The sequence below is a fragment of the Clostridium peptidivorans genome (assembly GCF_900205925.1).
Classification (GTDB): Bacteria; Bacillota; Clostridia; order Clostridiales; family Clostridiaceae; genus Clostridium_AK; species Clostridium_AK peptidivorans.
In genome coordinates this window covers 1-23,917 of the sequence record NZ_OAOD01000007.1, presented here as the reverse complement: position 1 = coordinate 23,917, position 23,917 = coordinate 1, and the positions used below count along the sequence as shown (strand labels likewise).

Annotated in this window: 26 protein-coding genes and 1 riboswitch; of the genes, 23 read left to right on the top strand and 3 right to left on the bottom strand. The window is 31.7% G+C overall.

The features are described 5' to 3' along the window. The first annotated feature begins 9 nt into the window (after positions 1 to 9). The 9 genes from CRN98_RS07640 (at position 10) to CRN98_RS07600 (ending at position 10,050) form a co-directional block, all read left to right on the top strand. Positions 10 to 2,880: a DNA topoisomerase IV subunit A gene (locus CRN98_RS07640; protein ID WP_097026838.1), complete on the top strand. Its 2,871-nt coding sequence runs from the start codon at positions 10 to 12 to the stop codon at positions 2,878 to 2,880. A 274-nt stretch (positions 2,881 to 3,154) separates the two neighbouring features. Continuing rightward, positions 3,155 to 4,321 carry an ABC transporter substrate-binding protein gene (locus CRN98_RS07635; RefSeq protein WP_097026837.1) on the top strand — a complete coding sequence of 389 codons (1,167 nt, stop codon included), beginning with the start codon at positions 3,155 to 3,157 and terminating at the stop codon, positions 4,319 to 4,321. Between the two features lie 139 nt (positions 4,322 to 4,460). Beyond that, complete coding sequence (locus CRN98_RS07630) at positions 4,461 to 5,339, top strand: branched-chain amino acid ABC transporter permease (protein ID WP_097026836.1); 879 nt, start codon at positions 4,461 to 4,463, stop codon at positions 5,337 to 5,339. Next, entirely contained in the window at positions 5,340 to 6,365 is a 1,026-nt protein-coding gene (locus tag CRN98_RS07625; RefSeq protein ID WP_242960860.1) for a branched-chain amino acid ABC transporter permease, read from the top strand. After that, positions 6,358 to 7,119, top strand: a complete 762-nt coding sequence (locus CRN98_RS07620) for an ABC transporter ATP-binding protein (RefSeq protein ID WP_097026835.1) — start codon at positions 6,358 to 6,360, stop codon at positions 7,117 to 7,119. The genes CRN98_RS07625 and CRN98_RS07620 overlap by 8 nt, the downstream gene beginning before the upstream one ends. 8 nt (positions 7,120 to 7,127) lie before the next feature. Beyond that, the gene (locus CRN98_RS07615; protein ID WP_179632041.1) at positions 7,128 to 7,838 is read left to right on the top strand and encodes an ABC transporter ATP-binding protein; all 711 of its coding nucleotides are present in this window, start codon (positions 7,128 to 7,130) and stop codon (positions 7,836 to 7,838) included. Between the two features lie 53 nt (positions 7,839 to 7,891). Further along, positions 7,892 to 8,371: an L-2-amino-thiazoline-4-carboxylic acid hydrolase gene (locus tag CRN98_RS07610; protein WP_097026833.1), complete on the top strand. Its 480-nt coding sequence runs from the start codon at positions 7,892 to 7,894 to the stop codon at positions 8,369 to 8,371. Positions 8,372 to 8,390: 19 nt separating this feature from the next. Next, complete coding sequence (locus CRN98_RS07605) at positions 8,391 to 9,392, top strand: dihydroxyacetone kinase subunit DhaK (protein WP_097026832.1); 1,002 nt, start codon at positions 8,391 to 8,393, stop codon at positions 9,390 to 9,392. A 19-nt stretch (positions 9,393 to 9,411) separates the two neighbouring features. Then, entirely contained in the window at positions 9,412 to 10,050 is a 639-nt protein-coding gene (locus tag CRN98_RS07600; RefSeq protein ID WP_097026831.1) for a dihydroxyacetone kinase subunit L, read from the top strand. Between the two features lie 126 nt (positions 10,051 to 10,176). Here CRN98_RS07600 and rocF read toward each other — a convergent pair whose 3' ends face one another. Next, positions 10,177 to 11,073, bottom strand: a complete 897-nt coding sequence (rocF, locus tag CRN98_RS07595; protein ID WP_097026830.1) for an arginase — start codon at positions 11,071 to 11,073, stop codon at positions 10,177 to 10,179. Between the two features lie 419 nt (positions 11,074 to 11,492). On the opposite strand from rocF, the gene dhaK reads away from it, so the two are divergent. From dhaK to dhaM, 3 genes are all read left to right on the top strand, one after another. Beyond that, positions 11,493 to 12,485, top strand: coding sequence for a dihydroxyacetone kinase subunit DhaK (gene dhaK / locus CRN98_RS07590; protein WP_097026829.1), 993 nt, complete (start codon positions 11,493 to 11,495; stop codon positions 12,483 to 12,485). Positions 12,486 to 12,501: 16 nt separating this feature from the next. Next, on the top strand, positions 12,502 to 13,134 hold the full coding sequence (gene dhaL / locus CRN98_RS07585; RefSeq protein WP_097026828.1) for a dihydroxyacetone kinase subunit DhaL: 633 nt from the start codon (positions 12,502 to 12,504) through the stop codon (positions 13,132 to 13,134). A gap of 107 nt (positions 13,135 to 13,241) precedes the next feature. Then, positions 13,242 to 13,631, top strand: coding sequence for a dihydroxyacetone kinase phosphoryl donor subunit DhaM (gene dhaM / locus CRN98_RS07580; protein ID WP_097026827.1), 390 nt, complete (start codon positions 13,242 to 13,244; stop codon positions 13,629 to 13,631). A gap of 72 nt (positions 13,632 to 13,703) precedes the next feature. Here dhaM and CRN98_RS17705 read toward each other — a convergent pair whose 3' ends face one another. Further along, complete coding sequence (locus CRN98_RS17705) at positions 13,704 to 14,159, bottom strand: SoxR reducing system RseC family protein (protein ID WP_179632023.1); 456 nt, start codon at positions 14,157 to 14,159, stop codon at positions 13,704 to 13,706. Positions 14,160 to 14,357: 198 nt separating this feature from the next. On the opposite strand from CRN98_RS17705, the gene dut reads away from it, so the two are divergent. The 10 genes from dut (at position 14,358) to CRN98_RS07525 (ending at position 21,993) form a co-directional block, all read left to right on the top strand. Then, positions 14,358 to 14,789, top strand: coding sequence for a dUTP diphosphatase (gene dut / locus CRN98_RS07570; RefSeq protein WP_097026825.1), 432 nt, complete (start codon positions 14,358 to 14,360; stop codon positions 14,787 to 14,789). Position 14,790: 1 nt separating this feature from the next. Next, positions 14,791 to 16,038, top strand: coding sequence for a M16 family metallopeptidase (locus tag CRN98_RS07565; protein WP_097026824.1), 1,248 nt, complete (start codon positions 14,791 to 14,793; stop codon positions 16,036 to 16,038). Positions 16,039 to 16,146: 108 nt separating this feature from the next. After that, entirely contained in the window at positions 16,147 to 17,016 is an 870-nt protein-coding gene (gene pdxS / locus CRN98_RS07560; RefSeq protein ID WP_097026823.1) for a pyridoxal 5'-phosphate synthase lyase subunit PdxS, read from the top strand. 1 nt (position 17,017) lies between these two features. Beyond that, entirely contained in the window at positions 17,018 to 17,587 is a 570-nt protein-coding gene (gene pdxT / locus CRN98_RS07555; RefSeq protein ID WP_097026822.1) for a pyridoxal 5'-phosphate synthase glutaminase subunit PdxT, read from the top strand. Positions 17,588 to 17,671: 84 nt separating this feature from the next. Then, a riboswitch (TPP riboswitch) is annotated at positions 17,672 to 17,781 on the top strand. 156 nt (positions 17,782 to 17,937) lie between these two features. Next, entirely contained in the window at positions 17,938 to 18,432 is a 495-nt protein-coding gene (gene thiW / locus CRN98_RS07550; protein WP_097026821.1) for an energy coupling factor transporter S component ThiW, read from the top strand. 63 nt (positions 18,433 to 18,495) lie between these two features. Beyond that, positions 18,496 to 19,362 carry a bifunctional hydroxymethylpyrimidine kinase/phosphomethylpyrimidine kinase gene (gene thiD / locus CRN98_RS07545; RefSeq protein WP_097026820.1) on the top strand — a complete coding sequence of 289 codons (867 nt, stop codon included), beginning with the start codon at positions 18,496 to 18,498 and terminating at the stop codon, positions 19,360 to 19,362. 37 nt (positions 19,363 to 19,399) lie between these two features. Further along, a complete protein-coding gene (gene thiM, locus CRN98_RS07540; protein WP_097026819.1) occupies positions 19,400 to 20,227 on the top strand; it encodes a hydroxyethylthiazole kinase in 828 nt (275 codons plus the stop codon). 11 nt (positions 20,228 to 20,238) lie between these two features. Further along, positions 20,239 to 20,874, top strand: coding sequence for a thiamine phosphate synthase (gene thiE / locus CRN98_RS07535; RefSeq protein ID WP_097026818.1), 636 nt, complete (start codon positions 20,239 to 20,241; stop codon positions 20,872 to 20,874). Between the two features lie 213 nt (positions 20,875 to 21,087). Continuing rightward, entirely contained in the window at positions 21,088 to 21,474 is a 387-nt protein-coding gene (locus CRN98_RS07530; RefSeq protein WP_097026817.1) for a MarR family winged helix-turn-helix transcriptional regulator, read from the top strand. 12 nt (positions 21,475 to 21,486) lie between these two features. Continuing rightward, complete coding sequence (locus CRN98_RS07525; protein ID WP_097026816.1) at positions 21,487 to 21,993, top strand: GNAT family N-acetyltransferase; 507 nt, start codon at positions 21,487 to 21,489, stop codon at positions 21,991 to 21,993. 78 nt (positions 21,994 to 22,071) lie between these two features. Here CRN98_RS07525 and CRN98_RS07520 read toward each other — a convergent pair whose 3' ends face one another. Beyond that, positions 22,072 to 22,890, bottom strand: a complete 819-nt coding sequence (locus tag CRN98_RS07520; protein WP_097026815.1) for a TIM barrel protein — start codon at positions 22,888 to 22,890, stop codon at positions 22,072 to 22,074. Positions 22,891 to 23,378: 488 nt separating this feature from the next. Here CRN98_RS07520 and CRN98_RS07515 point away from each other — a divergent pair, with 488 nt between their 5' ends. After that, positions 23,379 to 23,801, top strand: a complete 423-nt coding sequence (locus CRN98_RS07515) for a site-specific integrase (RefSeq protein ID WP_097026814.1) — start codon at positions 23,379 to 23,381, stop codon at positions 23,799 to 23,801. Positions 23,802 to 23,917 lie beyond the last annotated feature (116 nt).

Here is a 23,917-nt window from a genome sequence, read left to right as displayed (position 1 = left end):
GGCGAAAGTATGGCAAAAAAGATTGACATTCCTAAGGATAATAATATAATTTCAATACCACTTGAAGAAGCTATGCCAGATAATTATCTTCCTTATGCAGTGGAAGTTGCAAAGGATAGAGCGTTACCTGATGTTAGAGATGGATTAAAACCTGTACATAGAAGGATAATATATGGAGCTTATAAGCTTTCAGCATTTCCCGATAAGCCATATTATAAGTCAGCTAGAATTGTTGGAGATATTTTAGGTAAGTATCATCCTCATGGAGATGGCTCAGTTTATGACGCTATGGTAATACTTGCTCAAGAATTTGCAACCAGAGAACCCTTGATTGATGGACACGGGAATTGGGGTAGTCAGGACGGAGACAGCGCTGCTGCAATGAGATACACCGAAGCAAGGCTTACGAATATTTCCATGGAAATGATAAGAGACATAGATAAAGGTGTAGTAAATATGGTGGATAACTACTCAAATTCAGAACAGGAGCCAGAGGTGCTTCCAGCAAGATATCCAAATCTTCTTGTAAATGGAACCTTTGGAATAGCTGTAGGACTTGCAACAAACATTCCGCCTCATAACTTAAAGGAAGTCATAAATGGTACTTTAGCGTACATAGATGATACAAATATAGATACTAAAGGACTTATGCAATATATAAAGGGGCCAGACCTTCCTACTGGAGGAATAGTAATAGGTAAAAATTCACTTGAAAGTGCTTATGCAACAGGAAATGGAAAGGTAACTTTAAGAGCAAAAGCAAATATAGAAAGACTTGAAAGTGGAAGACTTGGAATAGTTATAACGGAGTTCCCATACAGAAGAAGTAAAGCAAAGTTTTTAGAAACAATATCTATTATGACGGCAGATAAAAGGCATTCAAAAGCACTAGAGCCTATTAGTGATATAAGAGATGAATCGGACAGAACAGGAATAAGGTCCGTTATAGAGTTTAAAAAATCTGTAGATGAAGATATGGCAGAAAAGGTGCTAAAATATCTTTATAAAAAAACAGACATGCAAAGTAATTTAAGTTTTAACATGGTAGCAATAGCCAATGGAAAACCTGAAACATTAGGACTTAAAAGCATAATAACTTATTATGTAGAGCATCAAAAGGATGTAGTAACAAGAAGAACTAAAAGAGAACTTGAAATAGCGGAAAAAAGATTTCATATAATAGAAGGCTTTATAAAAGCAATAAATATAATGGATCAAATTATTGAAACTATAAGAGCATCTAAATCTAAAAAAGATGCACAAAAAAATCTTATGGATAAATTTCAATTTACAGATACTCAAGCTGAAGCCATACTTGAACTTATGCTCTATAGACTTACAGGACTTGAAATAACAGCCTTTGAAAAGGAATATAAGGAACTTGATAAAAAAATAAAAAGGCTAAAAAAGATACTCCAAAGTGAAAAAGAGCTTTTAAGTGTAATAAAGGAAGAACTTATTGAAATAAGGGATAAGTACGGAAATGACAGAAAAACTTTACTAGTAGAAGACGATGAAGAAGCTAAAATTGATATAGAAGAAATAATAGTAGAAGAGGATGTAGTAATTACCTTATCAAATGAAGGATTTATAAAAAGAGTTCCTCTTAAAACCTATAATCGTTCAAATACTGATGTGGATGAAATCGAGTATAGAGAAGGAGACTATAATAAGTTCTTAATATTTGCAAATACAAAGGACACTCTTGTGGTGTTTACAGATAAAGGAAATATGTATCAGACAAGAACTATAGCTCTCCCTGAAATGAAGTGGAAAGAAAAAGGCGAAAAGATAGATGTAATCATAAAGGGAATAAATTTAGAAGAAGAAAAAATAATAGATGCATATGGAATAGATAATTTTGTCGCTCAAAAGGATATAATGTTTATCACTTCTACAGGAGGAGTTAAAAAGACTCCACTAGATAAATTTAGTACAAATTATTCTAAACTTATGGCACTTAAACTTAAAAATGAGGACAAATTAATTAAGGCATATTTAATAGATAGAGATAGAGAAGAACAGTTTATTCATGTGAAAACTAGATTAGGCCTTAATTTTACATTTGAAGAGCCAAAGCTTGAGATAGCGGATAGAAACATATTGCCTCAGCAAATGTTTAACTTAAGTCCGCAAGATGAAGTAATTGAAATTGAAGCTGTAGAAAACTATGAATTTAAGAGCTTTCAACTACTATTAGGTAAGGACGGTAATTTAAGAGAGTTTAAGAATGGTATTAAAAAGTATGATTTTAAAATAAGTACTAATTCTTCAGATAAAATTCTTTTGTTTTTAAATAATGGAGAAGTAATTAGAATACCAGCTTTTATGCTTGAAAATATACCAGATAAATCTATAAATCTTCTTGAAATCATGGAGCTTAATTTAAAAGAAGTAACTATTTTGAATGTAATAGCTCTAGATTCAAAAACAAAGTTTGACGAGGTACTTTTCTTTACTAAAAAGGGACTAGTAAAGAAAACTTCTTTAGAAGAATTTAACCAAGATTATAGCATAACTACTTCATATAAATTTAAGTCAGAACATGATGGCTTAGTGGCTATAGACTTTGCTTGTTCTGATAAAAAAAATGACATGATAATAATGACTAGAAGAGCTATGTGCATAAGATTTGATAAAGAATCTGTAAGTCCTATGGGAAGAGTTGCCTCGGGAGTTACAGGTATAAGCTTAAAAGATGATGATGAAGTTTTATTTGGATGTGTGATAGATGATAAGTTACAGGGATTACATTTAATATCTAAATATGAAAATGAAAAGAAGTTGAACATAGCATCTATAAAGTCACAAAATAGAGCAGGTAGAGGAAATAATGTTATGATGCTTGTTATGGGAGATATTATAAAAAGCTGTGAATAGCACTTTAGGATATTTGATAAAAGAATGTTTACTTGTATCGATTTTACATATAAATTATTTTAAAATTAATTACAAAGCCATGTATTGATAAAAATACATGGCTTTTAAAATTATGATTCTAATGTAGTAATCATAAAGTTAAATGAAGCCTCATATTATTTTTTAAATGGGGTTTTTTATATTTAGGGGGTGCTCGGAAAAGATAAGAAATAAATGTTTTTTATATTTAACTACATTTATATGAAAAAATTAATAAGGAGAAGTGGGTGTATTTATGAAAGGATCTAAGAGAGTATTAGCTATTACAGCAGCAGTGACGATTATAACATTAGCAGTGCTTACTGGATGTGGAGGAAATAAGGGGCAGGGATCAAAACAAGAGTCCAAGGGAGCAGAGTATAAGATAGCTGTAGTAGGTCCGATGACAGGGGACTATGCACAGTACGGAGAAGCCTTTAAAAGAGGTACTGAGATGAAAGCTAAGGAGATTAATGATGCAGGAGGAGTTAACGGAGTAAAAATTAAACTTGAAATGTTAGATGATAAGAATGATCCTAAAGAAGCTGCAAATATTGCTCAAAAGATAACTTCTAACAAGGACTATTTAGCTGTTGTAGGTAATTTTGCAAGTACTGCATGCTTAGCAGGAGCACCAATATATCAAAAGGCTGGAATAGTTCAGCTATCCCCTACATCTTCACATCCTCAGTTTACTAAGCAAGGAACATACATGTTTAGAAATGTTAATACCCAAGAAATTGAGGGCCCTATTGCTGCGGAATATGCTGTAAAATTCTTAGGTAAAAAGAATGTGGCAATAATATATATAAACAATGACTGGGGAATTACTGCAAAGGATTACTTTAAGCAAGGAGTTGAAAAGTTCGGTGGCAAAATAGTTGCAGAAGAAACATTTATAGGAGGACAAACAAAGGACTTTACACCTACTATAACTAAGATTAGAGGAACAAATCCAGATATATTATTTTTAGCAGCTATGTATTCAGAAGCAGGTATGATAACTCAACAAATAAAACAGCTTAATTATGATATACAAATGATTGGAACAAGTTCATTAAATAACGAACAGCTTATAAAGCTTGCAGGAAAATCAGTGGAAGGCATGTATCTTACAAGTAATTTCTTCCCAGGGGATCCAAGTGAAAAAGTTAAAAACTTCTTAACAAAGTTTAAAAATACTTATGGAGTAGATGCAGATCAGTTTGCAGCACAAGCATACGACTCACTAGGAATGATTGCAGAAGCTTTAAAAGTATCAGGATCGGATAAAGCAAAATTAAGAGATGCTCTTCAAAATATAAAAGACTATGATGGAATCACTGGTGTTACAAACTTTAATGAAAATAGAGATGTTGTAAAAACCATGGTACTTTTACAAATAAAGGATGGTAAGTTTAATTTAGTTAACACTAAAAAATAACAGTTAATGGTTAATAGTTAATACTTAACAGGTTAAGATGAAAGTCAGCTCTGCTGACTTTCTATAGGAATTATTTACTATTAAATATTCAGTGTTAACTATTCACTATTAACTATCACTAAGTGATGGGGGAGTGTAGATGATACTTCAACAATTAATCAATGGACTTACAATAGGAAGTACCTATGCACTAGTTGCAATAGGATACACAATGGTGTTTGGAATACTTGAATTAGTTAACTTTTCCCATGGTTCTGTTTATATGACAGGTGCATTTATAACTTTAATGCTTTTAACTTCAGCCCACATGAATTTCTTCCTAAGTTTTGCACTAAGTATACTTCTTACAGGAATACTTGGAATAGTAATTGATAAAATAGCACTATATCCTCTAAGAAAGAAAGATGCACCAAAGGTTACGGCGTTAATAAGTACTATAGGTGTATCTATATTTTTACAAAATTTCATCATGATGATATGGGGCTCTGAAACAAAGAATTTTCCTTTGATTTTAGATTTAGGAGGAATAAATTTAGGAAATGCAAAACTCACCTACCTTCAGATAATAATATTTTGCATTTGTATATTTTTAATGCTTGGTTTACAGTTCGTTGTAAATAGGACCAAGATAGGTAAGGCTATGAGGGCAACTGCTCAAAATGCTGAAACTTCAATGCTTATGGGAATCAACGTAAATATGATCATATCTTTAACATTTTTTATAGGTTCAGCTCTTGCATCGGTGGCTGGAACAATGGTTGGAATGTACTATCAAACAGTGGATCCTATGATGGGATTTATGGTAGGGATGAAAGCCTTTGCAGCAGCAGTTTTAGGAGGAATAGGAGTGCTTCCTGGGGCAATGCTTGGCGGTATCATAATTGGAGTTATTGAAACATTGGCAGCGGCTTACGTTCATGCAGGATATAGAGATGCTATAGCTTTTGCAATTCTTATAATAGTTCTTATCATAAGACCAACAGGATTAATGGGCAAACAGGCTCCAAAGAAAGTGTAGGTGAGAAATGTGAAATCTACTTTGGGAAAAATTGTAGAACGTATTTTTAAATATAAAAAAGTTTTTGTTATTTTATTTATGTTATTAGTAGTTTCGGTGCCGATGCTTAATCTTTCTTCCTATATTATGAGAATACTTATATTAGGTGGAATATATATGGTACTAACCCTTAGTTTAAATTTACTTACTGGGTTTACAGGACAGGTTTCTCTAGGACATGCTGCTTTTTATGGAATAGGGGCATATACCTCCGCACTACTTTCTTTAAAGTTTGGCTACTCATTTTTAATAACAGCAACTTGTGGAGGAATCATGGCAGCTATATTTGGAATTTTACTAGGATCTCCTACATTGAAACTTCAAGGTTCCTATCTTTCAATAGTAACCCTAGGATTTTGTGAAATTGCAAGAATTATAGAGTTAAATTGGATGAGTTTAACTCGTGGCCCTTTAGGACTTCCAGGGATACCAACTCCTAAAATATTCGGATTTACCATAGAAAAAGATAGGGGATATTATTACTTAGTTGTGGTTTTAATATTAATTACTATATTTGCTATTAAAAATATCATAAATTCAAGGACAGGTAGAGCAATGATAGCTATTAGAGAAGATGATATAGCAGCAGAGGCTATGGGGATAAATATATTTAAATATAAACTTTTAGCCTTTACAATATCAGCTTTCTTCGCTGGACTTGCGGGAAGTTTTTATGCTCATTATGTAACTTTTATTGATCCACAAAGTTTCACTTTTGATGAATCAATTCAAATACTTAGTATGGTTATCCTCGGGGGAATGGGAAGTATACCGGGAAGCATAATAGGTGCTTTAGTACTAGTATCTATACCTGAAATGCTTAGAAGTGTTCAAGAATACAGAATGGTGATTTATGGAATAGTTCTAGTTTTCATGATGCTTGTAAGACCTCAAGGGTTGTTCGGGAATGTAAACTTTTCTAAGATATTAAAAAGGTTAGCCTCCAATAAAGATGGTAAAACAGAGGAGGTAGGGAAGAATGCATAAATTAGAAGTTAATGATATAACTAAAAGATTTGGTGGATTAATTGCAGTAGAAGAAGTGGACATGTATATAGACCATAATGAAATAGTAGGGCTCATAGGCCCTAATGGAGCAGGAAAGACTACGTTATTTAATCTTCTTACAGGAATGTATACTCCAACTACTGGAAAAGTTATTTATGAGGGGAATGATATAACAGGATTAAAACCTTATATAATTACTAAATGCGGACTTGCAAGAACTTTTCAAAATATAAGGTTGTTTGGAAAAATGACTGTGATAGAAAATGTACTTGTTGGTATTCATAGCAGATGCAAAAGTAATACTTTTGATGCTGTGCTAAAAACTAAGAGACATAAGATAGAAGAAAAAGAAAATGTAAAAAAAGCTTTAGAAATACTAGAAATGGTTGATTTAAAAGAGAAAAGTGAGGAGCTCTCTAAAAATTTACCCTATGGAGAGCAAAGAAAGCTTGAAATAGCAAGGGCACTGGCTAGCAATCCGGGAATTTTGCTTTTAGATGAACCAGCCGCAGGGATGAATGAAAATGAAACTGAAGAGTTAAAAAAATTTATAAGAAGGCTTAAAGAATTGGGAAATACAGTGCTGTTAATTGAACATGATATGAAGCTTGTTATGAATATATGTGAAAGAATTTACGTTATAGATCATGGGAGAAAAATTGCTGAAGGATTTCCAAAGGATATTCAATGTAATGAAAAGGTGATAGAAGCTTACCTAGGAAAGGGGGTTTAAATATGCCCATTTTAGAACTTAGGGATGTACATGTAAGTTATGGAAATATAAAGGCTGTAAAGGGGATTAACCTAGAGATAGAAAAGGGAGAAATAGTAACTTTAATAGGAAGCAACGGAGCTGGAAAGACAACTATCATGAAAACAATATGTGGCTTAATTAAACCTACTAAGGGAATAATTCAATTTAAAAATGAAAATATAACAACTAAAAATACAAACCACATAGTAAAAATGGGAATTAGTATGTCGCCAGAAGGCAGACAAGTTTTTCCCAGAATGACTGTTTTAGAAAACCTTGAAATGGGTAGTTTTATAAGAACTAAAGAAGAGGAAAAAGAAGAACTTGAAAAGGTATTTACTCTTTTTCCAAGATTAAAGGAAAGAATAAAGCAAATAGCTGGAACCTTATCCGGTGGAGAACAGCAAATGCTTGCTATAGGAAGAGCCATGATGGCAAAGCCACAGCTACTTCTTCTAGATGAACCTTCCTTAGGGCTAGCACCTATAATAGTTCAAAATATATTTGAGCTAATAAAAGAAATAAATAAAATGGGTACAACTATTTTGTTAGTTGAACAAAACGCAAGAATGGCACTTATGATAGCAGATAGAGGTTATGTACTTGAAACCGGAAAGATAGCACTATCAGACACTGCAGAGAATTTATTAAATAGCGACATGGTAAGACAAGCGTACTTAGGGGAAGCCACATGTTAGCTAAAAATTTATATATTAAAGCAAAATTTAAAAAGTGAAAGAGGGGTTTTATTATGGAAGAAAAAATATATACACAAAGTGAATTAACTGAGGCTGTAAGATTAGCTATACAGGATAGAGCTACTTGGTTTTATCTTTTACTTAAAGCTGGAGAAAAGCAAGGCATAGATACTGAAAAAATGGCTTATGATGCTATAACAGAGTTTGGCAAAATGAAGGGCAAAAAAATGGCCGATGCAAAAAATGCAGGAGAACTTATAGATAAGATTTCAGAAGGACAAGGATTTTATGCTTTTGCTATGGAAAGAGTAAAAAGTGAAGAGGAAGTAGGAGAATTAAAGTTTAGGCATTGTGCACTTGTAGAAGCTTGGAAAAAACTTGGATGTTCACCAGAAGAAATAAAAACACTTTGCAAATTAGCTAGCTATGGAGACTTTGGAATAGTAAGTTGTTTCCCAGATCTTAAATTAGAATTCCCAGAACTATTATCTCATGGGGATAGCTGCTGTCATATGATTATAAGTAAAAAGTAACTAAGGGGTGAGATGTTATATGAAGAAAATAATAAATGAAGCTAAGAATTTTGTGGATGAAACTATAGAGGGAATACTTTGTGCACATGGTGAGGATTTAAAGGCTGTAAATGGAGATTTAAGGTGCTTAGTTAGAAATGATAAGGTTAAAGATGGTAAGGTAGGAATAGTGACTGGAGGAGGCTCAGGGCACTTACCAGTATTTTTAGGATATGTGGGAAGGGGACTTTTAGATGGAGTGGCAGTAGGTAACGTATTTGCATCTCCTAGTGCTCAAAAAATGTTAAATGTTATAGAGGCTGCTAATAAAGGTAATGGAGTTTTATGCCTTTATGGGAACTATGGTGGGGACACTATGAATTTTGAAATGTCTCAGGAAATGGCTGAAATGGAAGAGATAAAGGTTTGTCAGTCTATTGTTTGTGATGATGTGGCTTCAGCTCCAAAGGGAGAAGAAAATAGAAGAAGAGGAGTTGCAGGACTTTTTTATGCTTATAAAATAGCAGGTGCTAAGGCTGAGGAAATGGCAAGCTTACAAGAAGTTAAGGCTGCAGCAGATAAAGCTATAGAAAATACAAGAACTTTAGGTGTAGCTTTGACTCCATGTATTGTTCCAGAGGCAGGGAAACCTACTTTTTCTATTGCAGAAGATGAGATGGAAATAGGCATGGGCATACATGGTGAACCAGGAATAAATAGAACTAAAATGATGACTGCAGATGAAATAGCTACTTTAATAATAGATAAAGTTGCAGAAGATATTGAATTAAAAGCTGGGGATGAGGTTTCAGTTTTAGTTAATGGACTTGGGGCAACTCCTAAGGAAGAGTTATATATAATATATAGAAAAGTTTATGAAATTCTAAAGGGTAGAGGAATAAATATTCATAGACCATATATAGGGGAATTTGCAAGTTCTATGGAAATGGCAGGTATGTCTATATCCATACTAAAATTAGATGATGAATTAAAGAAATTATTAGATGCTCCTGCATATTCGCCATTTTTTCAGCAAGGTTAATATTTAAGGAGGTTCCATTATGGATAAATTAAATGCCAATGATATAAAGGGTATCTTTAAATCTATAAGAGATGTAGTGGATTTAAATAAGATATATCTTATAGAGCTAGATGGAGTAATGGGAGATGGAGATTTAGGCATAACCATGAGCTTTGGTTTTAACAAGATTGTAGAGTCTTTAGATAATTTAAACATAGAAGACATCGGGATGTTAATTATGAAGGCTGGAATGATTATGGCTGATGAAGCTCCGTCAACCCTTGGAACTTTAGTTGCTACTGGAATGATTAAAGGTGGAAAAGTATTAAAAGGGAAAAAAGAAATTGAGTTGCAAGATATAATAGAAGCAAATAATGCAGCATTAAATGGAATGATGGAGAGGGGCAAATCTAAAAGAGGTAATAAAACTATATTAGATTCTCTTTTTCCAGCTTTAGATGCTTTAGAGAAAAGCAAAGATTTAGAAGAACACTTAAAAGAATCATTTAACAAAGCCTATGAAGCAGCAAAGTTTGGAGCCATAAATACAAAAACTATGAAATCAGTACATGGCAGAGCAGCATTTTATGGAGATAAATCCATAGGAAATATAGATGGCGGTGCAGTACTGGGAAGCTATTTATATGAGGGTGCTAATAATTACTTAAATAAAAAATAAGAATATTTTAATATAATTAGCTTAAATTTTTAAGCAAGTAATTTTGTTAAATATTAATAGATAATAATTAGAATAAATTTACCCCTGGCAAACTTACTCTAATTATTATCTATTAATTGTGAATTATTATCTAATATATTTAAATGCCCAGCTTAATAAATCTACACTTAAATCTGCAGTAGCATCGTCTTTATCAAGTTCTGGATTTAATTCTACAAAATCCATTGATTTTATTAATTTACTTTCTCCAAGACATTTTAATACGGTTTTAGCTTCACCTATGGTCATGCCATCTACAACTGGAGTACCTGTCCCAGGTACAAGTAAAGAATCAATACAATCTATATCAAAGCTTAAATGAACATTTTCTACATTTTGTGCTTTTAATTTAGTTAAAATATCCTTGATTATGGAGTTAATATCATCTTCATGAACTCTAGAAGTAGAATATACATTTAAGTTTAGCTTTTCAATAAGCTCACATTCACCTTTATCTAAATCTCTTGCACCAATTATAAATACATTTTCAGGTTTAACTTTTGTTCCATGAAAATACAAATTAGTTAGTTCATCAAAACCTTCTCCCATGGCAGCTGCAAGAGGCATTCCATGAATATTACCTGTAGGAGAAGTTAAAAAAGAATTTATATCTCCATGGGCATCTACCCATATAACACCAAAATTTTTATAGTATTTACTAACTCCTGATATGCTTCCAAGTCCTAATGAATGGTCACCACCAATAACAAGGGGGAAACTTCCGGAACTTAAAGATGCATATACCTGATGTGCAAGATTAGTATTTACTTCGATAATAGGTCTTAAATATTTCATTTTAGGATGATGTTCAAACTTTGCAGCTTCTAATACCTGCGGCACATATAAATCGCCTAAATCGTATACGTTATGATATTTGTTTAATACAGATGCTATATTTTTTTCTCTTAATTTTTTAGGACCAAATTCTACGCCTTTTTTATCGCAGCCATAAAATAGTGGTACACCAATTAAATTAATGTCCAAATAAATAACCCCCTTTACTTTAATAAATTTATAGTTCGATTATGAATTATATAACATATTCAGAAAGAATATAAGGTTTTTTTACAAATTTATATAATTAAAAATATTCTGAATTAAACATATAAAAATTATACTTACTATTAGTATGTTACTTATTTAAAAAATTACAAGAGTATAATAAAGTTAAATTAGGGAAAATGTCAAGCTAATTAAAAATTTAAATTAAAAAAATTTTAATTTAAATTCATATAATTTGTTTTCAATGTATAGTATAGTAGCAATAAAAATAAAATGTTACAGATATATATTATAAAATTTTAGTAATACATAGTAGAAATAAAGGATATTCTATTATGATGGTGAAATTTCATAATACAAAATCATCAATAAGATTATTTTTAGAATATGGGAGGGAAAGTATGAAAAAATTAATAAATAATTCAGAGCAGGTCGTAGAAGAAATGATAAGCGGAATGCTAGCTGCTCATTCAGGAAATATTAAAAGGCTAAATGAAGAAAATATTATAATAAGATATGGTACAATTGATAATGAAAAGGTTTCCTTAGTAAGTGGTGGTGGAAGTGGACACGAACCAGCTCATGCGGGATATGTAGGATATGGAATGTTGGATGCAGCTGTATGTGGTTCAGTATTTACATCACCAACACCAGATAAGGTCTATGAAGCTATAAAGGCTGTAAAGTCAGATAGGGGAGTTTTACTTATAATAAAAAACTATAGTGGGGATGTAATGAATTTTGAAATGGCAAAAGATATGGCAGAGATGGAAGGCATTAAGGTTGAAAGTGTTATAGTAGATGATGACGTAGCAGTAGAAAATAGCACCTATACTATAGGAAGAAGAGGAATTGCAGGAACAGTATTAGTGCATAAAATAGCAGGAGCAAAAGCAGAAGAAGGAGCAAGTCTTGAGGAAGTAAAAAATATTGCAGAAAAAGTTATAAAAAATTTGGGAAGCATGGGAGTTGCACTTACATCTTGTATAGTTCCTGAAGCTAAAAAACCTACATTTACATTAAAGGATGATGAAATGGAAGTAGGAATTGGAATACATGGTGAGCCAGGTATTTATAGGGAAACTTTGAAAAGCTCTGATGAAATAACAGAAAAGTTACTTGATAAAATACTTCAAGATTTAAAAATTTCTTCAGGGGAAGAAGTTGCAGTGATGATAAATGGCCTTGGATCAACACCGCTTATGGAATTATATATAGTAAATAATAGAGCTAATAAAATATTAAACGAAAAGGGAATAAATATATATAAGACCTATGTTGGAGAGTTTATGACATCATTAGAAATGGCAGGATGTTCAATTACACTTTTAAAACTTGATAGCGAACTTAAACATCTTTTAGATGCTCCAGTGGATACATTAGCCTTTAAATAACAAATGGGGTGATATTTTGAAAATAGGGCTAAATGAAGTTAAAGAAATTATAAAAAATATAGGTAAAGTAATAGAAGAAAATAAAGAGTTTTTAACAGAGCTTGATGCAAATATTGGTGATGCAGACCATGGTATAAACATGTCTAAGGGTTTTAAGGCAGTGACCAAAAAATTAAATGAAACAAATACTGAAAGCATATCGGAGATTTTAAAAATGACAGGTATGATACTGGTCTCAAATGTAGGTGGAGCATCAGGTCCCTTATATGGTACTGCATTTATGAGAGCTTCAATGGCTATAGATAAAGAGTATATGGATATCTATGATTTTATAAATATATTAAAAGCTGCATTAGAAGGCATTAAGTTTAGAGGAAAGTCTAAGGTAGGAGAAAAGACTATGATAGATACCATAGAACCTGCATTAAACGCTCTTATAAAATCAAAGGATGATGACTTAAGTGATAAAGAAGCTTTAGAAAATATGAAAGATGAAGCGCTTAAAGGCGTGGAATACACAAAAACTATAATTGCAACTAAGGGAAGAGCAGCATATTTAGGAGAAAGAAGCATAGGGCATCAAGACCCAGGAGCAACTTCAAGTTATTTAATGATAAATGAAATATACAAATATATAGTTAATGCTTAATACTTAGCGTTTAATACTTGGTGAAGAAATTCTGCTTATGCAGAATTTCTAAATTTAACTATTAATTTCTAACCATTGAATATTAACTAAAAAGAGGGGTGTTTAATATGGTAGGGATGGTTATAATATCTCACAGTAAAAAAATTGCTGAAGGGGTTAAAGAACTGGCACTACAAATGGCTCCAGAGGTATCCATAGCAGCAGCAGGGGGAACTAAAGATGAGGGTATTGGAACAGATATAGATATTATATTAGAAGGAATAAATAAGACATATTCAGAGGATGGGGTTGTAATATTATTTGATCTTGGAAGTGCATTAATGAATGCAGAAATGGCACTGGAGTTTCTGTCAGAAGATAAGAAGGAGAAAGTTAAGATAATAGATACAGCTTTAGTGGAGGGAGCTATAACCGGAGCTGTGGAAATAAGTATGGATAAAAGTTTGAAAGAAATTACAAAGGTATTAGGGGAATTGAAGCTTGGTAAAATGGCTTAATTAAAGAATGGTATTAAGTGATTAATAAAGAGTGAGATAGGAAAAATAAAAGGAAATTGCGACGCAATTTCCTTAAAAGCTCTCTTGCTTTCTTAAAAGCTCTATTCTTGCAAGCTCTTCTTCTGATAGTATTTTTATCATAGATACTGAAGGCTTATTATTTTTTACATGATGGTTATTAACTAGTCTAAGTATTCCATAGGATACTGCTAAAAAGCCAAATCCCATAAATATTGAAATAAGATCATCTTTGAAAAATACATGTCCAACGCCAATTCCTGTTAGCATAAATATAAGAGGTAGTACATAGGCAAAGAAAGTAAACTTAAAAAAAGTATTGTCTTCCATAAGTACTTCTACAGAATCTCCAGGTTTTGCAGATGCTGTATTTTCCACTTCTAAAAGCATAGGTGGTACTTCACAACTACCTCCACAAGATGCACAGTTATCTCCACATCCAGACATTCTTTTAAACATTACATTAGCTGCATTCCCCTTAACACTTGTAACATATCCTACCTGATTCATTAATTTCACCTCTTCACTGATTTCCAAGTAAAATACTCGGATATAACATTTCAATAATATTATAGCACATACGACAAAAAACGCAAATGGAATAATAGTATTGTTAAATAACCACTTAGTATATAAAATAGATGTAAGGGTAGTAAGAAATATGAGTTTAAATGGTGAAAATTTATCTGAATACAGGAGGAATAATAAATGGAGCTTAAAATAAAAAGAATACATAAGGATGCAATACTTCCAAGGTACGCTCATGAAAGTGATGCAGGAATGGATCTTTGTTCAGTGGAGGAAAGAGTAATAAAACCTAATGAGACAGCTTTGATAAAAACAGGTATAATAATAGAACTTCCAAAGGACACGGAGGCACAAGTTAGACCAAGAAGCGGATTAGCACTTAAAAATTCTATTACTGTTCTTAATTCACCAGGAACTGTGGATGAAGGTTATAGAGGAGAGATAGGAGTAATACTTATAAACCATGGAAAAGGTGATTTCAAAGTAGAAAAGGGCATGAGAATTGCTCAAATGGTAATAAAACCTGTGCTAAAAGTTAAAGTTATTGAAGTAGATGAAGTAAATGATTCTGACAGAATGGCAAATGGGTTTGGGTCTACAGGGAGTGTGTAATTTGATAAAGGAATTTTTAAAAAATGGATTAAAAGTTATATATAAATACGTTCCGGGAAATATAACATCCTTTTGTATAGGCGTAGATGCAGGAGCTATAAGAGAGAAGGGGTTTCCACTAGGTACAGCTCATGCTGTAGAGCACATGGTGTTTAAAGGAACTGTAAATAAGAATGAGCTAGAAATAAATCAGCTATGCGATGAATTGTTTGGATTTCAAAATGCTATGACAAATTATCCCTATGTAGTTTATTATGGTAGCCTTTTAAATGAAGATTTTGAAAAGGGTCTAGAGCTTTTTTCTGATATAGTTTTAAAGCCTACTTTTCCCGAAAATGGATTTAAAGAGGAAATGGATATAATTAAGCAAGAACTTAATGAATGGTCAGAGGACTTATATCAATTTTGCGAAGATGAATTACTGTATAATGCTTTTCATCAGAGAAGAATAAAAAATTTAATAATAGGAACTCATGAAAGTATATCTAAAATTACATTGAATGAATTAAAGGAGTTTTATAATAAATATTATATACCATCTAATATGGTGGTAACTGTAGTTACAGGATCTTCAAAGGATCAGGCTATAAATATAGTTGAAAAGTGCTTTAACAACTCTAAAGTACAAGAGAATATCAGTGATTTAAAAAGCATTAAGGTAGATACTTTGGAGGATAAATATCTTTACGAAAATAACAACTCTGGCATATTTGTGAAGCTGAAAGAAGGTATAGGTGGGGCGAAAATACAATATGCTTATCCAATACATAATTTATCACTAAAGGAACTTGGTTGTTTGAAGGTATTTAATAACTACTTTGGAGAAGGAACCTCCAGTATTTTATATGATACAATTAGAACCCAAAATGGACTAGCTTACGAAATTGAAAGTACCATAAAAGAAGAAAATGGAATAAAGCTATTTAAAATTTCTATGGGAACATCGGAAGAAAATATTAAAAAATCGTTAGGACTTATAGATAGCTCTGTAGAAAAAATTAAACAAGATACTGGGGTTTTTAATGATCAATTAATTAAAAAGATTATAAGAAGTATTGAACTTAAAAGAGCATTGAGGTCAGAAAAATCAGTGCAATTAGCTAAAGATTTAGCTTGTAATGAAATAATGTATGGATCTAATGATATTATATATAAAATGCCTGAAATTTTAAGTGAAGTTACAAGTGAGGACATTTCTAGGGTAATAAATAAAGTATTAAATTTTCCTACAATACAAATTATAAATTAACAAATAAAATGTACCGGTACGATTTGTATCGGTACATTTTGTACTAATACATTATTGTTTTATAATATGGATGTAAGAAAATTTAGATTTTATTGGGGGAATATTTTTATGAACAATTACGAATTAAACAAAAACCTTGCTCAAATGTTAAAGGGCGGAGTAATTATGGATGTTGTCAATCCAAAGGAAGCTGAAATAGCGGAAAAGGCTGGGGCTTGTGCTGTTATGGCCCTTGAAAGAGTACCTTCCGATATAAGGAAGCAAGGTGGGGTTGCTAGAATGTCGGATCCTAAAATGATTAAAGAAATAAAATCAGCGGTTTCAATACCGGTTATGGCAAAAGTTAGAATAGGTCATTTTGTAGAAGCTCAAATACTTCAAGCTTTGGAAATTGATTATATTGATGAAAGTGAAGTTTTAACTCCTGCAGATGAAGCTTATCATATAAATAAATGGGATTTTAAAGTTCCCTTTGTATGTGGTGCTAAAAATCTTGGAGAAGCTTTAAGAAGAATAGGTGAGGGAGCTTCTATGATTAGAACAAAGGGAGAAGCTGGTACAGGAAATGTTGTTGAAGCTGTAAGGCACATGAGATGCATGATGGATGAAATAAGAAAAATAAAAAATGCTTCAGAACAAGAGCTTATGACAATTGCAAAGGAATTGTCAGCTCCATACGAATTAATAAAATTTGTTTGGAAGGAAGGTAAGCTTCCAGTGGTAAATTTTGCAGCAGGTGGAGTTGCAACACCAGCAGATGCTGCTCTTATGATGCAGCTTGGCTCAGAAGGCGTTTTTGTTGGTTCTGGGATATTTAAATCAGGTAATCCAGAGAAGCGAGCAAAGGCAATAGTACTTGCAACTACTCATTATAATGATCCTAAGGCACTTGCTGAGGTTTCAGAAGAATTAGGTGAGCCAATGAGTGGAATAGATTTAAGAGATTTAACTAATAGATATGCAGAAAGAGGCTGGTAAGATGAAGATAGGAGTTTTATCACTTCAAGGTGGAGTTATAGAGCATATAAAAAGCATAAATGCGCTAGGCTTTGATGCAGTAGAAGTTAAAACTTTAAAGGATATTAAAGATATCAGTGGACTAATTCTACCAGGAGGAGAAAGTACTGCTATTGGTAAAATTTTAAGAGAAACAGGAATGCTTACTACGCTTAGAGACAAGGTACTATCAGGATTACCAGTATGGGGAACTTGTGCAGGTATGATATTACTAGCAAAAGAAATTGAAAGTGATAGCACAACTCATCTTTCTGTAATGGATATAAAAGTTAGAAGGAATGCATATGGAAGGCAAATAGATAGTTTTAGCACTGAAGATATTGTTAAGTGCGTATCAGATAAGTCTATTCCTCTTGTGTTCATTAGAGCACCTTTTATTGTTAGTGTGGGAGAGGATGTAGAAGTTCTTCATGAGTTAAAAGGGAACATAGTAGCAGCTAAACAAAATAATATCCTTGTAACATCTTTCCATCCTGAACTTACAGAAAATCTTGAGTTTCACAAATATTTTATTTCTATGTGTCAATCTTAGTTTGAATTTTATAGGAACTTTATAGAGATTAATTGACTTAATTTTTTATATATAGTATGATGTTAATGAAAATTAATAATATAGGTAATCACACAGGGGAGTTGGTAATGGCCAGCTGAGAGTAAGAATCCCATTCTTAGACCCTTTAACCTGATCTGGATAATGCCGGCGTAGGGAGTTAGATGTAGATATTGTTTTGATATTTAAGGCATAAACTTCGTAGGAGTTTGTGCCTTTTAATTTTTACATTGTAGAAAAATTAAAATTAAGACGTACTGCTTTTAAAATACTTCTAATTTTCTGCTGGATATTTTTAATATTTCATATTATTTAAACTTAGGAGTGATTTTATGAGTACAAAAAAATTAACTTTTTCAGCACTACTTATAGCTATGGGAGTTTTACTTTCAAATTTAATTTATATTCCTATAGGAACTTCAAGATGTTTTCCAATACAACATCTAATTAATGTGCTTTCTGCAGTAATGTTTAATTCCTACATAGGAGTAGGTATTGCCTTTTGTATATCAGTTATAAGAAATATTTTAGGAACAGGTTCTATAATGGCTTTTCCCGGAAGTATGATAGGAGCATTTTTAGCGGTGCTATTTTATAGAAAAGGTAAAAAAATCATATATGCTTTTTTAGGAGAAGTTATAGGTACAGGGGTAATTGGAGCACTTCTTTGCTATCCAATTTCTAAATTAATACTTGGGAAAGATGTTGCAGCATTATTTTATGTAATACCTTTTTCTATAAGCAGTGTAGGCGGAGCGTTAATAGCTTATGTAGTACTGACTATTATATCAAAGAGAAACATAATACATATGGTTTATAAACAATAAAACTAAATTTAAAAAATTGATTAAAAAAATATTAACTAGCAATCAAACGAGGAGGTTTTAGAAATGAAAAAAGTATTAACTATAGCAGGTTCTGACAGCTCAGGAGGAGCAGGTATTCAGGCTGATTTAAAGACATTTTCTGCGAATGGAACCTTTGGAATGAGTGTTATAACTGCTATTACGGCTCAAAATACTCAAGGTGTTTGGGCAGTAGAAGATTTATCCTCTTCAATTATAGAGGCTCAAATAGATGCAATATTTAAGGATATAGAAGTGGATGGAGTAAAAATAGGAATGGTTTCAAAAATAGAAACTATAGATGCAATTAGTAAAAAATTAAATGAATATAAACCTAAAAATGTGGTTTTAGATCCTGTAATGATTTCAAAAAGCGGATTTGATTTATTAAGACCTGAATCTAAAAAATCACTTATAGAAAATCTTATACCTTTAAGCTCTATTATAACTCCTAATATACCTGAGGCTTTGGATATAATAGAAACTTATAAACACATGTATAAGGATAACGATGAATATAGCGAGTTGTTAAAAGAAGCGGAAACATTAACCACCATAGAAACAAGAGAACAAATGGAAATGGCAGCAAGGATAATTCATTTAATAGGAGCTCCTAATGTACTTTTAAAGGGAGGACATCTAGCAAATGATGCAGTGGATATATTATATGATGGAAAAGAATTTCATTATTTTGAAGGAGAAAGAATACATACTAAAAATACTCACGGAACAGGATGTACTTTATCTTCTGCCATATGTGCTAATTTAGCACTAGGTTATTCCTTGATAGAATCAATAAAGGGAGCTAAGGAATATATTACAGAAGCAATTAAGCACTCATTAGACATTGGACATGGTGTAGGTCCTACTAATCATTTTTATACATTGTATAAAAAAGCTGGAATTCTATAGGTATAGAGATCTATATATAAATCGGGAGGGAACTATTATGGAAATTTATGAGGAACTTAAACATATTCTTTTACAAGTTAAAGAAAAGACACCTCTTATACATCATATAACAAATTACGTTACAGTAAACGATTGTGCAAACATAGTACTTGCGCTAGGGGGAAGTCCTGTAATGGCAGATGATGAAGCAGAAGTGGAGGAAATGGTATCTATTGCTTCAGCACTTGTGATAAATATTGGTACATTAAACAGCAGAACTATAAATTCTATGATACTTGCAGGAAAAAAAGCAAATGAGCTGAATATTCCCATAATACTTGACCCTGTAGGTGTTGGGGCAACTAGCCTTAGAACAAAAACTGCAAAACTTTTACTAGAAAATATATGCTTTGATGTCATACGAGGAAATCTTTCAGAAATAAAAGTTTTAGCAGGATTAAGCTCAAAGACTAGGGGTGTAGATGTAGATATAGAAGAAAAAGATGAAATAGAAGGAAGAAAGAAACTTGGAGAAGAATTATCTAAAAAATTAAATTCTGTAATAGCTATAACAGGAAAAGTGGATTCTATAAGCTATGATGATAAGACATACTTAATACGTAATGGACATCCTATGTTATCACAAGTTACGGGAACGGGATGCATGTGCTCTTCTCTTATAGGTACATTTTTAGGAACTAGAGAAGATAAGCATTTAGGAGCAGTACTTGGAGTGTTAACTATGGGTGTAAGCGGAGAAAGAGCATATAAGGCTGTAATGGACAAAGATTTGGGAACTGGAAGCTTTAGAGCAGCTATAATTGACAGCGTTTCAACTATTACTCCTGAGATAATTCACGAATATGCAAAGATAACTGAAAAGTAAGGAGAATAATTATGAATAAGAAAAACGTAAATTATACTTTGTATCTTGTAACAGATAGAAGTTTCATAAAAGATAAGCCTTTAGATAAAGCTGTAGAGGAAGCAATATTAGGTGGAACAACATTAGTACAGATAAGAGAAAAAGATGTAGATTCTTTAGATTTTTATAAAGAAGCTTTAAAAGTAAAGGAAGTATGTAGAAAGTATGGTGTTCCTCTAATAATAAACGATAGAGTTGACATTGCGTTAGCTGTAGATGCTGACGGTGTCCATGTTGGACAAAGCGATTTGCCTTGCAGCATAGTAAGAAATATAATAGGCTCGGAAAAAATTATAGGAATTTCAACATCTAATGTAGAGGAAGCGCTAAAAGCACAAGAAGACGGAGCAGATTACGTAGGGGTTGGAGCAGTATTCCCAACTACTACAAAGGATGATGCAGATAGTGTAACCATAGAAGAACTTTCAAATATAAAGAAAAGCTTAAATATTCCTGTGGTAGCAATTGGAGGAATAAGCGAAAATAATATAGAAAAGTTAAAGCCAGCTGATATAGATGGAGTTGCTGTTATATCTGCAATACTTGGAAAGCTGAACATAGCAGAAGCAGCGAAGAATTTAAAGAAGCTAATGGGAAATGTAGAATAGAATGTAATCATTAGAGATATTTACGGATTTTTATTGTTGTTTAAAATATTTAATAAAAATAAGATTCAAAGGGTAGTTGAAAGTTCAACTACCTTTTGTTATTATAATTATAGTTGAACTTTCAACTATAATTATAGGAGGTGAAGAGTAATAAAAAATCTTAATAGTTATGTTTTAAGGGAAATAGGAACGGTTTCTCGTTGTATTAATTCTATGAGCGATATAAAGTTTAAAGAATTAAATTTACAAAAGGGACAATATATATTTTTAACGAGAGTATGTGAAAATCCTGGAATTAATCAAGTTGATTTATCAAATCTTTTGAAAGTAGATAAAACGACAACAACAAAAGCTATACAAAAACTAATTGCGGCAGGTTATATAAATAAAAATAGAGATGATATTGATAAAAGAATGTGGAGATTATATCCAGAAGAAAAGGGCTTAGAAATATATACACTTGTTATACAAGAAGAGAATAGAAATATTGAAATTTGTTTTAGCAATTTTACTGAAGAAGAAAAAGAATCAATGTATCAATTAGTAAAAAAGATGAGAAAAAATATTGAAAATGACTGGAAAGAAATAAAAAATTTCTAGGAGTGATTATTTATGATAAGAAAAGCATGTTTGGAAGATTTAAAAAAAATTATGGAGATTTTAAAGGAAACTATAGTTGAAATGCATTCTTATGGGAATTATCAATGGGATAAAAATTATCCTAAAGAAAAAGACTTTATGAAGGATATTGAAAGTGGCGATTTATTTGTAGCTGAAAAAGATAGTATACTGCTTGGATTTATATGCATAAATAAAACAGAACCCATTGAATACAATGAACTAAATTGGTCATTAAATGAAGAGACTGTAGTTGTCCATAGAATGGCAGTGAATCCATCCTACAGAAGAAGTGGGGTTGGAACAGAACTAATGACTTTTGCTGATAGCCTAGCTTTAAAGAAGAATATAAAATATTTAAAAACAGATACTTACTCAATGAATAAAAAGATGAATTCACTATTTGTAAAATGCGGATATAAGCTTATTGGAGAAATGAGTTTTCTAGGAAAAGAAAAACCATTTTATTGTTATGATAAAGTATTAAATAAAGCAAAGTAGTAAAAAAATGCTAAGAGGTTCTCAAAGAGGACCTCTTAGTATTTTAAATTTATAAATATTAAAAATGTCGTACTTTTACTAAAGACTCTCATAAAAATTCTTAAGAAGCAGCGCGTCCTTTTCAAGCATAGGGCTTTCGCAAATTACACAGCCTTTAATATCAAAAGTTTTAAAGGCTTTTAAACATTCTTCAAATTTAAAATCACTTTCTAAAAAAGGAAGGTGATTTTTTTCGCCTTTTTCTCCATAGTTTATGCCTGATATATGTATATGCATATCTTCTAAGGCTTCGTAGCCAAGCTCATTTTTTATGTGTTGAAGTACTTTTGCAAAATCATCATAAGTTTTTAAACTGCCATTATATCTTGCATGTAAATGAGAAAAGTCAATGCAAGGCTTACAGGTTTTAACTTCTTTGCAAAGGGCTACATTTTCCTCAAGGCTTCCAAATTGAGTACCTTTACCAGTGGTTTCAAGTCTATAATCTACTCCAATGTCAGGAAGTTTTAATAAATTTTCCTTAATGGTATTAAAGGTTTCTTCTTTGCTATCCTTTAAATAAAATCCAGGATGAAATACTAAGCTTCTTCCCTGTACTTTTAAAAGTGCCTCAGCACCTTTTATTATTCTTTCTATAGACTTTTCTTGTTTCTCATCTTCATCAGCATTTAAATTTACGTAATAAGATCCATGAGCAGAAAGATAAAAATCATTTAAAAGCTTTGAGTTTAAAACCTCATCTTTATTTTTTTCTGTGATATTTACAGAACGCACAAAAGGAAGTTCCATTGCATCAAGTCCTATATTTTTTAAATATTCTATACCAGTTTTATAATTAAACTTCATACCTTCTTCGCCTATAGGTAAACCAGATATTCCAAATAATAATTTATCCATAATAAAGCACCATCTTTCTTGAATTATGTTATATAAGCAATAAATAATTTAATCTAAAAATTATATCTAATAATTAATATTATTAGATTATAATAGTTAGTTGTCAAGCATATAAATAAGAATATCAGGATTAGGTTTACAATAAATGTATTGACCCCTGGGGTCAATACATTTATTGTAAACTGTTATTTCTGAAAATATTATAAAATAATCCTTAATATGGTATAATAACAATAATTATTATACTGAAGGGAAGGATTACTATGTTATCTTTAGTGATCATAGTATAGATAGTAAATAACAATATAGAATAGCAGTATTATAGGGGATAAGAGAGTATAGATAAAGAGTGTATGTTAGAGTGAAGTACCATACTTAATATAGATATTTATAAGGTGATATTATCATTGATACAGGTTAGGTATAAGTGGTAAAATGATAGTATAAACTTGTTAGACATATAAAGTAAGTATGGAGGAACAAAAGAAGTGGAATTACACACGATAAGATATAAAGAAAAAGATATTATTGTGTTGTTAGACAATAATATAAGATTAGTTAAACCAGTATATGACTACTTGAAACACCTTAGACAAAAAGATAGAGCATTTAACACTATAAAGGCTAATGGAACAGATTTAAAGACATATTGGGAGTTCTTGAATAGAGAGCATTATCAATATGATGAAGTAACACCTAACATTATAGGAGAATTTATAGAGTACCTTAGAGAGCCTAACGCTACCGATAACGTAGTTAGTATTTATGCGGAAAGTAAACCTACAGGTAAAACAATAAACAGAATACTTAGTACAGTTTATAACTTCTATAAGTATTGCGGAATGGTTAGAGAGATTAATAATCCTATTATAATGGAAGAAGTAAACAGACCATTTGATATGTTTAAGTAAAATGTACCCTATCGGATAGACACTTGAAAAAAGTCTACCCGGTAGGGTATTTTATCTATAATAGAGTAAATAAAGAAATGGGTGGGTTTAATGAGTAATAAGATATTTACACAAGA